13 protein-coding genes are annotated in these 13,912 nt (G+C 68.5%); 7 read left to right on the top strand and 6 right to left on the bottom strand.

From position 1 onward, the window contains the following. Positions 1 to 46: 46 nt before the first annotated feature. Both greA and ACPCXD_RS12555 read right to left on the bottom strand, forming a co-directional pair. Positions 47 to 541: a transcription elongation factor GreA gene (gene greA, locus ACPCXD_RS12560; RefSeq protein ID WP_006553878.1), complete on the bottom strand. Its 495-nt coding sequence runs from the start codon at positions 539 to 541 to the stop codon at positions 47 to 49. Between the two features lie 247 nt (positions 542 to 788). Further along, on the bottom strand, positions 789 to 1,217 hold the full coding sequence (locus ACPCXD_RS12555; protein WP_016691271.1) for a DUF4307 domain-containing protein: 429 nt from the start codon (positions 1,215 to 1,217) through the stop codon (positions 789 to 791). 180 nt (positions 1,218 to 1,397) lie between these two features. Here ACPCXD_RS12555 and mca point away from each other — a divergent pair, with 180 nt between their 5' ends. The 3 genes from mca to ACPCXD_RS12540 are packed head-to-tail and all read left to right on the top strand — an operon-like array spanning position 1,398 to position 4,616. Beyond that, positions 1,398 to 2,258, top strand: coding sequence for a mycothiol conjugate amidase Mca (mca, locus tag ACPCXD_RS12550; protein ID WP_106200461.1), 861 nt, complete (start codon positions 1,398 to 1,400; stop codon positions 2,256 to 2,258). Further along, positions 2,255 to 2,578, top strand: coding sequence for a hypothetical protein (locus tag ACPCXD_RS12545; RefSeq protein ID WP_060651825.1), 324 nt, complete (start codon positions 2,255 to 2,257; stop codon positions 2,576 to 2,578). The genes mca and ACPCXD_RS12545 overlap by 4 nt, the downstream gene beginning before the upstream one ends. Positions 2,579 to 2,621: 43 nt before the next feature. Then, on the top strand, positions 2,622 to 4,616 hold the full coding sequence (locus ACPCXD_RS12540; RefSeq protein WP_088896591.1) for a thioredoxin domain-containing protein: 1,995 nt from the start codon (positions 2,622 to 2,624) through the stop codon (positions 4,614 to 4,616). Between the two features lie 4 nt (positions 4,617 to 4,620). Here the strand turns inward: ACPCXD_RS12540 and ACPCXD_RS12535 are convergent, their stop codons facing one another. Next, positions 4,621 to 5,283, bottom strand: a complete 663-nt coding sequence (locus ACPCXD_RS12535) for a TetR/AcrR family transcriptional regulator (RefSeq protein WP_088896592.1) — start codon at positions 5,281 to 5,283, stop codon at positions 4,621 to 4,623. Between the two features lie 187 nt (positions 5,284 to 5,470). On the opposite strand from ACPCXD_RS12535, the gene ACPCXD_RS12530 reads away from it, so the two are divergent. Further along, entirely contained in the window at positions 5,471 to 7,579 is a 2,109-nt protein-coding gene (locus ACPCXD_RS12530; protein WP_423659798.1) for an ABC transporter permease, read from the top strand. On the opposite strand, the gene ACPCXD_RS12525 is transcribed toward ACPCXD_RS12530, so the two are convergent. Together ACPCXD_RS12525 and trhA are read right to left on the bottom strand one after the other, a co-directional pair. Continuing rightward, on the bottom strand, positions 7,576 to 8,493 hold the full coding sequence (locus tag ACPCXD_RS12525) for a mechanosensitive ion channel family protein (protein ID WP_026060961.1): 918 nt from the start codon (positions 8,491 to 8,493) through the stop codon (positions 7,576 to 7,578). The genes ACPCXD_RS12530 and ACPCXD_RS12525 overlap by 4 nt on opposite strands. A gap of 74 nt (positions 8,494 to 8,567) precedes the next feature. Further along, positions 8,568 to 9,236, bottom strand: a complete 669-nt coding sequence (trhA, locus tag ACPCXD_RS12520; RefSeq protein ID WP_016691278.1) for a PAQR family membrane homeostasis protein TrhA — start codon at positions 9,234 to 9,236, stop codon at positions 8,568 to 8,570. A gap of 157 nt (positions 9,237 to 9,393) precedes the next feature. Here trhA and ACPCXD_RS12515 point away from each other — a divergent pair, with 157 nt between their 5' ends. Continuing rightward, positions 9,394 to 10,161: an isoprenyl transferase gene (locus ACPCXD_RS12515; RefSeq protein ID WP_145692749.1), complete on the top strand. Its 768-nt coding sequence runs from the start codon at positions 9,394 to 9,396 to the stop codon at positions 10,159 to 10,161. A gap of 48 nt (positions 10,162 to 10,209) precedes the next feature. Here the strand turns inward: ACPCXD_RS12515 and coaA are convergent, their stop codons facing one another. After that, the gene (gene coaA / locus ACPCXD_RS12510) at positions 10,210 to 11,142 is read right to left on the bottom strand and encodes a type I pantothenate kinase (RefSeq protein ID WP_016691280.1); all 933 of its coding nucleotides are present in this window, start codon (positions 11,140 to 11,142) and stop codon (positions 10,210 to 10,212) included. 151 nt (positions 11,143 to 11,293) lie between these two features. On the opposite strand from coaA, the gene ACPCXD_RS12505 reads away from it, so the two are divergent. Further along, the gene (locus ACPCXD_RS12505; protein WP_016691281.1) at positions 11,294 to 12,484 is read left to right on the top strand and encodes a hypothetical protein; all 1,191 of its coding nucleotides are present in this window, start codon (positions 11,294 to 11,296) and stop codon (positions 12,482 to 12,484) included. Positions 12,485 to 12,579: 95 nt separating this feature from the next. Further along, positions 12,580 to 13,875 (top strand): serine hydroxymethyltransferase, encoded by a 1,296-nt coding sequence (gene glyA, locus ACPCXD_RS12500; protein ID WP_160877109.1) that lies wholly within the window; start codon positions 12,580 to 12,582, stop codon positions 13,873 to 13,875. Positions 13,876 to 13,912: the final 37 nt, after the last annotated feature.

The following is a 13,912-nucleotide window of genomic DNA, read 5'->3' as shown; positions in this document are numbered from 1 at the left end:
AAAGGCCCGACCGGAGAATCCGGTCGGGCCTTCGTCTGCGGAGGGATCAGCCGCGGTAGGGCTCAGCGCTCACCAGGGTCACCTTCATGGTGTTGCCGTTGGGCAGCGTGTACTCGCGGGTCTCGCCGACCTTCGCGTCGATCAGGGCGCCACCGAGGGGCGAGCTGGGGGAGTAGGTCTCGAGCTCGCTGTTGCGGGCGCCTTCCTCGCGGGTCGCGATCAAGAACGTCTCCGTGTCGGTCTCGTCGCCGGCGTAGTAGACGGTGACGACGGAACCGGGGAGGGCGACACCCGACTCGGTCGGAGCGACGCCGACCTTGGCGGTGCCCAGCAGCTCCTGGAGCTGACGGATACGGGCTTCCTGCTGGCCCTGTTCCTCACGGGCTGCGTGGTAGCCACCGTTCTCCTTGAGGTCGCCTTCCTCGCGACGCTCGTTGATCTCGGCGGCGATGACAGGACGATTCGCGATGAGCTGGTCCAGCTCGGCCTTGAGCCGGTCGTACGACTCCTGCGTCAGCCAGGTCACCTGGGTCTCGGTCATCCTCGATCACTTCCTTCGGGTTGGAGCCCCCGGCTCCGTGGACAAGTCGTGCACATGCAACGACCGCGACAGCACGACCCCCGTCGTCCCCCCTTGTTGTCAGGCTGAACGGAAGTCGTACTGTCTGTTGATGCTCTTATGCAGCAATACACGGCCCCAAAGGGTGGAACCGTGTATCCGGCTATTTTAGCATCACTCCCGTCGCTGCTCCGGGAAAGCGCAGGAAGACGCTGGTCGCGGCAGGTTCCTAGGGTGCGCGGAGGTACTCGGGGGCCTCGGTGGCGCAGCCGTAGGTGTCGCCCATTCCGGGGCGTTGTGACGTCTTGACCGTGGAGGTCAGCACGACCGTCTGCGAATCGGATGCCGGGATGAGCACCTCGCGCCGTCCGGTCTCGCTGCCGTCCTTCGACCGGGCCCGGATGATGCAGACGGCGTCCTCGGACGGATCGTCGCGCGTGACCTTGAGCTGGATGTCGATGGTGCTGTCGTCGATGATCTCGAAGGCGACGACCTCCGACTCGATCGGAGCCGAGTTGTTCTGGAACAGAACGAACGCCACGACGAGCCCCGCGAGCAGACCGGCGATGGTGAAACCCCAGCGCTTGCCGCGTGTCGACACGCGGGGTCCGGGGTACCGGGAGGAGGGGTACCGGTCGGTGGGCACGGTGTTGCTCATCACTTTGCTTTCACAGCGGAACGATGGATCGGGCGTCGCCGCAGGGTCACGGCTGACGTCGGAATTATCAGGTGGAACTATAGAGGACGGATCCGAAGCGACCGCGACGCGGGCGCAGGGTCGGTTCCGGCGAAGCAGACGACGTGAGGTGGAGGAATACACGTGAGCGGACTACGGCTCATGGCCGTGCACGCCCATCCCGACGACGAGTCGAGCAAGGGCGCGGCCACGATGGCCCGGTACTCGGCCGAGGGGCACGAGGTCCTGGTGGTCACGCTCACGGGCGGAGAGCGCGGCGACATCCTGAATCCCGCCATGGACGTGCCCGGCATCCGTGAGCGCATGAGCGAGGTGCGCCAGGAGGAGATGGCCGAGGCGGCCCGCATCCTCGGGGTGCGGCAGCAGTGGCTCGGCTTCGTCGACTCCGGACTGCCCGAGGGCGACCCGAAGCCTCCGCTGCCGGAGGGCTGCTTCGCGGCGATCCCGCTCGACGAACCGGTCCGCCGGCTCGTGCAGTCGGTGCGCGAGTTCCGCCCCCACGTCATGACCACCTACGACGAGAACGGCGGCTACCCGCACCCCGACCACATCCGGTGCCACGAGGTGTCGGTCGCGGCCTACGAAGCGGCCGCGGATCCGGATTTCCACCCCGAGCTGGGCGAGCCCTGGGCGGTGAGCAAGCTCTACTACTCGCACGGGTTCATCCGTAAGCGGCTCGAACTGTTCCGCGAGGAGTACGAGCGTCGCGGGGAGCCCTTCCCGATGGAGCAGTGGCTCAGCAAGTGGCGCACCGAGCAGGGCGACATCATGGGGCGCGTGACCACCCAGATCACCTGTGGCGACTACTTCCCGAAGCGCGACGACGCGCTGCGGGCCCACGCCACCCAGATCGACCCCAACGGATCGTTCTTCGCGGTGCCGTTGGACATCCAGCAGAAGGTGTGGCCGACCGAGGAGTTCGAGTTGGCCAAGACCCGCGTGAGCACGGAGCTTCCCGAGACGGATCTGTTCGCGGGCATCGAGGACGGACAGGGCAAATGACGATAGGCACGCTCGCGGTCGATGTTCTGGCCGTCGAGATTCTGGCTCAGGAGCCGACCGGCCCCGAGTTCGGCAAGGCGTCCCCGCTCGGACTGGCCATCGTGGTGGTCCTGCTGGTCGCGACCGCTCTGCTGATCTGGAACATGAACAAGCGGCTGAAGAAGCTGCCCGAGAACTTCCAGCCGGAGCACCCCGAGCCCGACCAGGCCGTGGACGACGGCACGCTGCCGGGTGCGATCCCCGGCGGTGCCGAGGAGGAGAAGGCCGGCGGCACGAAGGCCACCGGTCCGGAACGTCCGGAACCCACCAAGGGAAGCTGACGACCGGCCGTCACCGACGATGCTCCTTCCGTAGCGTGGGGGCATGGCGAACCGACTGGCCGACGCCCTGAGCCCTTATCTGAGGCAGCACGCCGACAATCCGGTCCACTGGCAGGAATGGGGCGACGTCGCGCTCGCGGAGGCGCGCGAGCGCGACGTGCCGATCCTGCTGTCGATCGGGTACGCGGCCTGCCACTGGTGTCATGTCATGGCACACGAGTCGTTCGAGGACGAGGCCACCGCCGCCGTCATGAACGAGAACTTCGTGTGCATCAAGGTCGACCGCGAGGAACGGCCGGACATCGACGCGGTCTACATGAACGCGACCGTCGCCATGGCCGGTCAGGGCGGGTGGCCGATGACCTGCTTCCTCACCCCGGACGGTTCCCCTTTCTACTGCGGCACGTACTACCCGAACACGCCGCGCGGCGGCATGCCGTCCTTCGTCCAACTGCTCGAGGCCATCACCGAGACCTGGCGCAACCGTCGCGACGAGGTCACGCAGGCCGCAGACGCCGTGGCCACCGAGCTCCGTCGCAGCAGCGGGGGACTGCCCGTCGGGGAAGCCGCCGTCGAGGCGCCCCTACTCGACGCGGCAGCCGCTGCGATCGCCACCGACGAGGACCGCGAACACGGTGGCTTCGGGGGTGCACCCAAGTTCCCGCCGTCCAACCTGCTCGAGGGTCTGCTGCGCGGATACGAGCGCACGCGCTCCGCCGACACGCTCGGTCTCGTCGAGCGCACGACCGACGCGATGGCGCGAGGTGGGATCTACGACCAGCTCGGTGGCGGTTTCGCCCGCTACAGCGTCGACGTCGCCTGGACGGTGCCGCACTTCGAGAAGATGCTCTACGACAACGCGCTGCTCCTGCGGCTGTACGCGCACCTCGCGCGGGTGACCGGCGCGGAACTGCCGACGCGGGTCACCCGGGAGACCGCCGAGTTCCTGCTACGCGACCTGCTCACCACGGACGGCGGATTCGCCTCGGCGCTCGACGCCGACACAGACGGGGTCGAGGGCCTGACCTACGTGTGGACTCCCGACCAGCTCGTCGAGGTGCTCGGCGCGGAGGACGGCCGGTGGGCCGCGGAGGCCTTCACCGTCACTCCCGGCGGCACCTTCGAGCACGGCACCTCGGTGTTGCAGCTGCTCGACGAGCCCGACGATCCGACCCGTCTCGCCGACGTGCGGGCCCGCCTGTTCGCGGCCCGGCAGGATCGCGCGCAACCCGGGCGCGACGACAAGGTCGTCACCGCCTGGAACGGCTTCGCCATCACCGCACTGGCCGAGGCCGGCGTCGCACTGGGCGAACCCGCCTGGATCGACGCTGCGGCGAGGTGCGCGCGGTTCCTGCTCGACCGGCACCTCGTCGACGGACGACTGCGCCGCGCGTCGCTCGGAGGTGTCGTCGGATCTCCCTCGGGCGTGCTCGAGGACTACGGAGCGCTCGTCACCGCACTGCTCGCCGTCCATCAGGGGACCGGGGACAGGAGCTGGGTCGAGCGCGCGCGAGAACTCGCCGACGTCGCGCTCACGCAGTTCGCGGATCCGGATCGTCCAGGGAGCTGGTTCGACACCGCGCACGACGCCGAATCGCTGGTCGCCCGGCCGCGCGATCCGGTCGACGGGGCGACGCCGTCGGGGGCCTCGCTGATCGCCGAGGCGCTGCTCGGTCTGTCCGCGCTCGTGCACGACGACCCCCGCTACGCCGACGCCGCCGCGCTGTCGCTGTCGGCGGCGTCGATCCTGCTCGAGAAGGCGCCGCGTGCCGGAGGGCACTGGCTGACCGTGGCCGAGGCGTCGGTGCGCGGTCCGCTGCAGGTCGCCGTCGTGGGTGGGGGCGAACTCTTGGACCTCGCGCGCCGGATCGCGCCCGGGGGAGCGGTCGTCGTGGGTGGCGAACCGGACTCGTCGCCGCTGCTCGACGGTCGGCCGCTCGTCGACGGAGCGTCCGCGGCCTATGTGTGCAGGGGTTTCGTGTGCGATCGGCCGGTGACGACGGCGACGGAACTGCGCGAGGTCCTCGCCGCGGTCTGACCTGTCACGGCCATGCGGAGACGGTGCGCGAGCCGAGGAAATCGCCCACGCTCGTCACCGGCGCTTCGAACATTCCGGCGATCGCATCGACGAGGAACAGGGCGAAACCCGTCCAGTCGGGTTCCACCCGTTCCCGTTCGAGCCGTGCTTCGTAGTCGGCGCACGCGTCCACGACGAGTTTCCCCAGCAGCCACGACCGACCGGTGATCACACCGTCGGGGATGTCGGCGACGCACGCCCTGGCCCGTTCGATCAGAGCGTCCAGATGGGGATCCTCGACGACGCTGCGGCCCACGATGTCGACCATCGAGGGGACCGTCCGGAGCTGTCGGAGGAACCGGGCGCGCCAACTGGGGACGGGCATCGATGCGAGCTGATCGGTGAACGGGACGACGAGGCAGCTCAGGTAGTCGCGCAGTCCCGGTTCGGGGCCGAGCAGGCCGACGAGTTCGGCTCGTCGTCGGCGGGTGTCCTCGGCGTAGCGGGTGACCATCGCGCGGACGAGTTCGTCCCTGCTCCCGAAGTGGTAGTTGACGGCCGAGTGGTTCGCGTTGCCCGCGTGCTCGGCGATGCGCCGGTTCGAGACCCCGTCGACGCCGTAGGTCGCGAACAGTTCCTCCGCGGAGTCGAGTAGTGCTCGCCGTGCCTGGTCGCCGTAGGTGCTCACGCTGGAACCCGCTGCTCTCTCGTTCTGCCGTACGGCTCATCGGTGGGTGGGACGAACGTCACCAGTGTCTCAGGTTGTCCACTTTAAGACACGCGGCGTAGCTTTTTAAGTCAGTCAGCGTATTTCCGAGTTGCCGGTACCGGCCGGGAAGCGTTCAGTCCATGACCGGATATCGAGGAGTTCGTCAGTGACCGACACCGCTACGACCGAGAAGAACGATCCACCGGGAGGTGACGGCCCGACCGAGGCCGAGCTCGCCCGCGCCCGCAAGGAACAGATCGGGCGTTACGTCGCGATCTTCGTGATGCCGCTGTTGATGGTCGGCATGATGATCACCGGCTATCTGTACGCGATGCACGCACCGGCCCCGCACGACATGCCGATCGCCGTCGCCGGATCGTCGCAGCAGCAGGCCTACGACTTCGCCCGCGCACTCGAGGGCGCCGATCCGGAGGCGGTCGACGTCCGCGTCGTCGGGACCGACGACCGGGCACGCGACCTCGTGCTCTCCCGGGAGGTCGCGGGCGCCGTCTCGCTGTCCGACGCGGGCACCGCCACCGTGTACACCGCCGGCGCCGCCGGGGCCTCGCAGTCGAACATGGTCACCGGTCTGGTGGCCCCGCCGATCATCGGATCGGGTCTCGACCTCACGGCCGAGGACCTGGCTCCGCTACCGGACCACGACATGGCCGGTCTGGGCGTGATGTTCATGGCGCAGGCATTGATGCTCGCGGGCTACATGCCGCTGAGCATCATGCTGTCCAACTCGCCCGAGCTGCTGCGCTTCCGTCGCATCGTGCCCCTGCTCGCAGGCTGGTCGGTGCTGATCGGCACGCTCGTGTGGCTCGTCGCCGGACCGATCCTCGGCGCGGTCGAGGGCCCCACCGCGACGCTGCTGGGAATCAGTTGGCTGTCCATCTTCGCCGTGGGCTCGGTGCAGTTGTTCCTCACCCGGATCCTCGGACCGATGGCGGTCCTGGTGGGCATGCTCTTCGTGATGGTCCTCGGCGTCCCCGCGTCGAATCTGGGTATGTCGGTGTACGCACTGCCGTCGATCTACCCGTGGTTGCACGGCTTCCTGCCCACCGCGGCCGCCGGTGAGTCGCTGCGGTCGGTCGTCTACTTCGGCGGCGACGGGGTCGGCGGGCACCTCCTGGTGCTGGTGATCGGTGCGGTGCTTGCGCTCGCCGCGACCCTCGGGGTCGATGCCCTGAAGCGTCGCCGCAACCCCGACGCCGGTGATCCCGAGATCACGATGCCGTCGCTCACGCCCGGACCGCGTCCGGAGAGCAACCGCGTCCGGTACCTGACCCTCGCGTTCTTCCCGTTCGCGATGGTCGTGCTGATGCTGTCGATCATGCTCGGCGCGATGTACCAGCCGACGCCGCGCGACATGCCCGTCACCGTCGTCGCCGCGAGCACCGAACAGACCGAACAGACGGTCGCCGGGCTCGAGCAGAACATGTCCGGTCTGTTCGACCTGCGGACCTCGGATTCGATCGAGGCAGCGCGCGCCGACGTCCGGGATCGCGAGATCGTCGCGGCGTTCGTCCTGCCGTCTGCGGCGTCCCCGACCGCGACCCTCATCACCAACGAGGCTGCGGGCATGAGCCAGCAGCAGGTCGTGCAGCGGGTCTTCGAGCAGGTCGCGGGCGGCATGCAGCTGCCGCTCACCGTCGAGAACATGACGCCGCTGCCGGGCTCCGACACGATGGGCACGGTGACGCTCTACGTCGCGATGGGCTGGATCATGTCCGGCTTCATGGTGGTCGTCGTGGCCGGCGGCGCGCAGCCCGCCGCGATGGTCCTGCGCCGCTTCCTGCCGATCTCCGCGGGGTGGGCGCTGTTCATGCCGGCCGTCCTGTGGGTGATCGCCGACCCGATCACCGGAGCCGTCGACGGGCACTTCCTGCCCCTGTGGGGCGTGGGGATCGTGGCGACGTTCACGACCTCGATGTTCACGCTGGCGCTGCACCGTCTGTTCGGGCTGCTCGCCGTCATCCCCGCCGTCGGCATCCTGATGTTCCTCGGTGTGCCCGCCTCGAACGGGGCGATGTCGATGTACATGACGCCGGAGGCCTTCCGGTTCCTGCACGGTGTGCTGCCGATGCCGGCGGCCGTGGAATCGGTGCGCTCGATCCTCTACTTCGGGGGCGACACCGTCGGTCCGCACCTGGTCACGTTCGCGATCTGGGGCGCTGTCTCGTTGCTCTTCGTGATCGCCTTCGACCGGATCCGCGCCGGTCGGCGGACCGAGGCGGATCCGGTGGTGGAGCGCTCGCCGGAGAGGGTCTAGCTGCTCACGGGAGCTGCGACCGCGAGGTTCGGCGACTCGATGCCGTTCTGATCGAATGCCTCGAGCACCGAGCGGGTGAGGCTGCGGCGGATCGCCCACTGCTTGCCGGCGCGCACGCGCACGGTCAGCCGCAGCGTCACCGCACCCGCCGTCACGGAGTTGACCCCGAGCAGTTCGGGCTTCTCCAGGACGTCGGGTGCGATGTCCTCGCGTTCGACGCCGTCGAGCACGGCCCGCAGGGCGATCTGGCAGGCGCGGTCGACGTTGGAGGTCGGCGCGATCGGCACGTCGATCACGGAGACGGCGTGGCCCTGGCTCATGTTGCCGACGCGCAGGATCTCGCCGTTGCGGCAGAACCACAGGGTGCCGTCGATGTCGCGGACGGTCGTCACGCGCAGGCCGACCGACTCGACGGTGCCCACCGCGTCGCCGAGGTCCACCACGTCGCCCACGCCGTACTGGTCTTCGAGCAGCATGAACATGCCCGAGATGAAGTCCCGGACGAGGTTCTGCGCACCGAAACCGAGCGCGACACCGGCGATACCGGCCGAGGCGATGAACGGCGCGACGTTGAAGCCGAGGGTGTCGAGCGTCTGCAGCACCACCCAGACGAGCACGACGACCGACACACCGGACTTGAACACCGAGCCGATCGTCTGGGCACGCTGGATCCGGCGTTCGCGCGCGTAGGGATCACCGATGGCGCGTTCGGCGCGTTCCTGCAGCGGCGCGAGGAACGATCGGCGGGGCTTGCCGGATCTCTCGCGCGGCTTCGTCATGCGGTCGATCAGCCGGTGGAGGACGAAGCGGAGCGCGATCGCGACGACGATGTAACTCACGATCGCCAGCGGCCGGTGGATCAGCCAGTCCCGGTTGGTCTCGGTCAGTTCGAAGGCGAGCAACGGAATAGACATCCCTCGCGAGTCTACAAACGGGTGCCGGTTGCTTCAGGTGGTGTGAGAAGTTGCACGAAGCGGCCCATGAGGTTTCAACCGAGAATCACCAGCCACACCGCTACCGCGTGACACAGGGCCGCGATCACCGTCGCGGCGTGGAAGAACTCGTGGTGCCCGAAGGTCGCGGGCCACGGATCGGGCCAGCGGGTGGCGTAGAGGATCGCACCTCCGCTGTAGAAGAGCCCTCCGACCAACAGGAGCAGCATGGGGGCGAGACCGACCTCGGCGACCAGCTGTCCGGCGACGGGCACGATCGCCCATCCGAGCAACAGATACAGCGGCACACCGACCCAGCGCGGCGCGGTCGGCCACAGCATCTTCAGAGCCACGCCCGCCAGTGCGCCCGCCCACACGACGATCAGCAGCGGCCGCCCGGACTCCGGGGGCAGGGCGAGCGTCGCGAACGGGGTGTAGCTGCCGGCGATGAACACGAAGATCATCGAGTGGTCGGCGCGCTTCATCCACACGCGGGCCCGGGGACCCCAGTTCAGGCGGTGGTAGAGGGCGCTGACTCCGAACACTCCGCACACGGTGAGGCTGTAGACCGTCGCCGGGAGTACGGCGTCCGGACGGTCGGCGAGGAAGGCCGCTGCCGCGACGAGTGCGGCACCGGCGACGACGGCCACGCCGAACGCCCAGGCGTGGATCCATCCGCGCATCCGCGGCTTGACGGGCAGTTCCTCGAGGCCGAAGGCCGTCATGCGTGCGCTCCTTCCGGTACCGGACAGTAACCTACGCACCCGTAGGTTTGTTCCGTCGCCACGTTACAGCGTGGAACCGCGCTCCGGGAGACTCTGTGACCACCGACGCGACCCTCCCTGTGCCTGGGCGTAATGTGACTCGCGTGGTGATGACGGGGTGAGCGTCCGCGGATTGCTGTACCGGCTCTACGAACGCCGGCTGCTGAAGGAACTCGAAGGAGCACGGAATCCGCGACACGTCGCGGTGATGTGCGACGGCAATCGGCGCTGGGCGCGCGAGAACGGCTTCACCGACGTCAGTCACGGTCACCGCGAGGGCGCCAAGAAGATCGCCGAACTGCTGGGCTGGTGCGACGCGGCCGGCATCGAGACGGCGACGATCTACCTGCTGTCCACCGAGAACCTCCGGCGCGACCCGGAGGAGCTCGATGCTCTGCTCGAGATCATCTCCGACGTGGTGGAGGAGATCTCCGCGCCCGGCCAGAACTGGAGCGTGAAGATCGTCGGCACCACCGACCTCCTCCCGGCCGACCACGCCAAGCGACTGCACGAGGCCGCGGCCGGCACCGCGGGCCGGACGGGCACGCACGTCAACGTCGCCGTCGGGTACGGCGGTCGCCAGGAGATCGTCGATGCGGTGCAGTCGCTCCTGCGGGTGCGCTACGCGCAGGGGCTGCGCGGCGAGGAACTCGTCGAGTCCGTGACCGTCGACGGCGTCGACAGTCACCTCTACACGTCCGGCCAGCCCGATCCGGATCTCGTGATCCGTACGTCCGGCGAGCAGCGACTGTCCGGATTCCTGCTCTGGCAGTCCGCCTACTCGGAGATCTGGTTCACCGAGGCATACTGGCCCGAGTTCCGCCGGGTCGACTTCCTGCGCGCGCTGCGCGACTACGCCGCACGGCACCGCCGCTTCGGCGCCTGACAGCACCGCCGGTTCGGCGCCTGAGGCAGGGCCGAGCGGCAGGCCGCGTCAGAGCTTGCGCAACCGGAGCCGGTTGATGGCGTGATCCGAGTCCTTGCGCAGGACCAGGGTCGCGCGCGGTCGCGTGGGCAGGATGTTCTCCACCAGGTTCGGCAGGTTGATCGAGTGCCAGATCTCCTTCGCGGCACTCATCGCGTCCCGGTCCGACAGGTTCGCGTAGTGGTGGAAGTGCGCCTCGGGATCGGCGAAGGAGGTCTTGCGCAGCGCGAGAAAGCGCTCCACGTACCACTTCTCGATGTCCTCGATGCGCGCGTCGACGTAGATCGAGAAGTCGAACAGGTCGGAGACCATCAGTCGCGGACCGGTCTGCAGCACGTTCAGGCCCTCGATGATGAGGATGTCCGGCTGCCGCACGATGTGGTACTGGCCCGGGATGATGTCGTACGAGATGTGGGAGTAGATCGGCGCCGCAACCTCTTTCGCTCCCGACTTGACCTCGGTGACGAACCGCAGCAGCTTGCGTCGATCGTAGCTCTCGGGAAAACCCTTGCGGTGCATGATGTTGCGCCGCACCAGTTCCTTGGTGGAGTAGAGGAACCCGTCGGTGGTCACGAGATCCACCCGCGGGTGGTGATCCCAGCGTGCCAGCAACGCCTGCAGCACACGTGCCGTGGTGGACTTGCCGACCGCCACCGAACCGGCCACACCGATCACGAACGGCACCTGCTGGTCGGGATGCTTCTCCCCGAGGAAGGTCGCGGTCGCGGCGAACAACCGCTGCTTCGCTGCGACCTGCAGGTGGATCAACCGGGCGAGGGGGAGGTACACCTCCGCGACCTCCGCGAGGTCGATCTGCTCGCCCAGGCCCCGAAGCCCGATGAGTTCGTCCTCGGTGAGGACGAGGGGAGTCGACTTCCGCAGCGTCCGCCACTGCTTGCGGTCGAACTCGACATACGGGCTCGGTTCGTTCAGACGAGCCATCGGCACGGCTTCCCGGTGGCGCGGCGGATGCGGCGTTGCATGTCCATGTAACGGATTGTGCTCGCTGACACAGGCGGATGCCTCCCCGGGGTCCCCACTCCGGCGGGTTCTCCTGTGTCGGCTCGCCGACGAGCGACTAGGCTCGGCCGGTATGGGAGCCGACGACTTCGTGAACGAATATCTGCTGCTGGGCCTGGCTTTCGACCGGCTCGAGGAAGGGTTCGTCGACGCCTACACGGGCGATCCCGCGCTGCGGCGGAAGGTCGAGAACGCCCCGACTCCCGATCCCCGTGATCTATCACACACCGCGCGACGGCTGCGGGACGAACTGCCCGGTGCGGGACTGTCCGACGAGCGCACCCGTTTCCTCGACGTGCATCTGCGCGCCCTCGACTGCTCGGCCCGCAAGTTCGCGGGGGAGGAGATCGGTTTCGTCGACGAGGTCGAGGCGTACTTCGACGTCCGCATCGAGCCCGGCGACGAGGACGCCTACCGCGACGCGCACCGTCGCCTCGACGCTTTGCTGCCCGGCACCGGATCGCTCACCGAACGGATGCAGGCCCACCGCAAGTCCGAGGTGATCCCCGCCGATCGTCTCGCCGAATGCGTCGAGGCGTTCTCGAGCGCTCTGCGGGAGAAGGTGCGGGCGGTCCACCCGCTGCCCGACACCGAGCGTGTCGAGTACGAGGTCGTCGGCGACAAGCCGTGGTCGGGCTTCAACTACTACCTCGGCGACTACCGGTCGCGGGTCGCGATCAACTCCGATCTCGAACAGACGATGGCGCACCTGCCCCGGCTGATCGCGCACGAGGCGTATCCCGGTCACCACACCGAGCACTGCCGCAAGGAGGCCGGTCTCGTCGCCGGCGGTCAGGCCGAGCAGACGCTGTTCCTCGTCAACACCCCGCAGTGCCTCATGGCCGAAGGGCTCGCCGATCTCGCACTCGACGCGATCGTCGGCCCGGGCTGGGGGACGTGGGCGCAGGAGATCTACGCCGATCTCGGGCTCCGGTTCGACGGCGAACTCGCCGAACAACTGTCCGAGGCGTCCGAGCAGTTGCTGTCGGTGCGGCAGGACGCCGCGCTGCTGCTCCACGACCGCGGGCGCAGCCACGACGAGGTCGTCGAATTCCTGCAGCGCTGGTCGCTGTCGAGCCCCGAACGTGCCCGGCAGTCGCTGCGCTTTCTGTCGTCGCCGTTGTGGCGTGCCTACATCAGCACCTACGTCGAGGGCTACCGGCTCCTCGGCGGCTGGCTCGAGCAGGTTCCGGCCGGAGCCGAGCGCGCCGACCGTTTCCGGCGCCTGCTCGACGAACCCCTGGTGCCCAGCAGCCTGCGGTGAACCGCAGGTTGCTCGGGGACCGGCTTCCGCAGCGGTGGACGGCCTTCGTAGACTGGAGCTCGTATCCCTGACGCCCTCTGCTTGGAGAAACCTCGATGACCGCTGCGCCCGGCGCCGACGTGAACACTGCCGCACTGAACGACCTCGATCCCGAGGTCGCCGAGGCCATGGCCGGCGAGCTGTCGCGTCAGCGCGACACGCTCGAGATGATCGCGTCGGAGAACTTCGTGCCGCGCGCCGTCCTCCAGGCCCAGGGCAGCGTCCTGACCAACAAGTACGCCGAGGGTTACCCCGGCCGTCGCTACTACGGCGGCTGCGAGAACGTCGACGTCGTCGAGGACCTCGCCCGTAACCGCGCCAAGGAGCTCTTCGGCGCCGATTTCGCGAACGTCCAGCCGCACTCGGGTGCGCAGGCGAACGCGGCGGTGCTCATGGCGCTGATGACGCCCGGCGAGAAGCTGCTCGGTCTCGACCTCGCGCACGGCGGCCACCTCACGCACGGCATGAAGCTCAACTTCTCCGGCAAGCTGTACGACGTCGCGTCCTACGGGGTCAGCAAGGACGACCACCGCATCGACATGGACGAGGTCCGCGACATCGCCCTGCGCGAGAAGCCGAAGGTCATCGTCGCCGGCTGGTCCGCCTACCCGCGTCACGAGGACTTCGCCGCCTTCCGCTCCATCGCCGACGAGGTCGGTGCCTACCTGTGGGTCGACATGGCGCACTTCGCCGGTCTGGTCGCCGCGGGTCTGCACCCGTCGCCGGTGCCCTACGCCGACGTCGTCTCCACCACCGTGCACAAGACGCTCGGTGGCCCGCGTTCCGGCCTGATCCTCGCCAAGCAGGAATGGGCGAAGAAGATCAACTCGGCCGTCTTCCCCGGTCAGCAGGGCGGCCCGCTCATGCACGCGATCGCCGCAAAGGCCGTTGCACTGAAGATCGCCGCGAGCGACGAGTTCAAGGACCGTCAGCAGCGCACCCTCTCCGGTGCCCGGATCATCGCCGATCGCCTGTCGCAGTCCGACGTCGCCGACAAGGGCATCTCGGTGCTCACCGGCGGCACCGACGTGCACCTGGTCCTGGTCGACCTGCGCAACTCGCAGCTCGACGGCCAGCAGGGTGAGGACGCCCTCCACGAGGTCGGCATCACCGTCAACCGCAACGCCGTGCCGTTCGACCCGCGTCCCCCGATGGTCACCTCGGGCCTGCGCATCGGCACCCCGGCGCTCGCGACCCGCGGTTTCGGCGACGAGCAGTTCGCCGAGGTCGCCGAGATCATCGCGCAGACGCTCGTCGGTGGCGCCGACGCCGAGTCGCTGCGCACCCGCGTGAGCGCCCTGGCGCAGTCCGTGCCGCTGTACGAGGGCCTCGAGGACTGGCGTCTGATCTGACGGTTTTCCACTGACGGCTTCCACTGTCGCCGACCGG

The sequence above is a fragment of the Rhodococcus sp. AB351 genome, from assembly GCF_049538275.1.
Classification (GTDB): domain Bacteria; phylum Actinomycetota; class Actinomycetes; order Mycobacteriales; family Mycobacteriaceae; genus Rhodococcus.
This window is presented reverse-complemented; position numbering and strand designations above follow the sequence as displayed.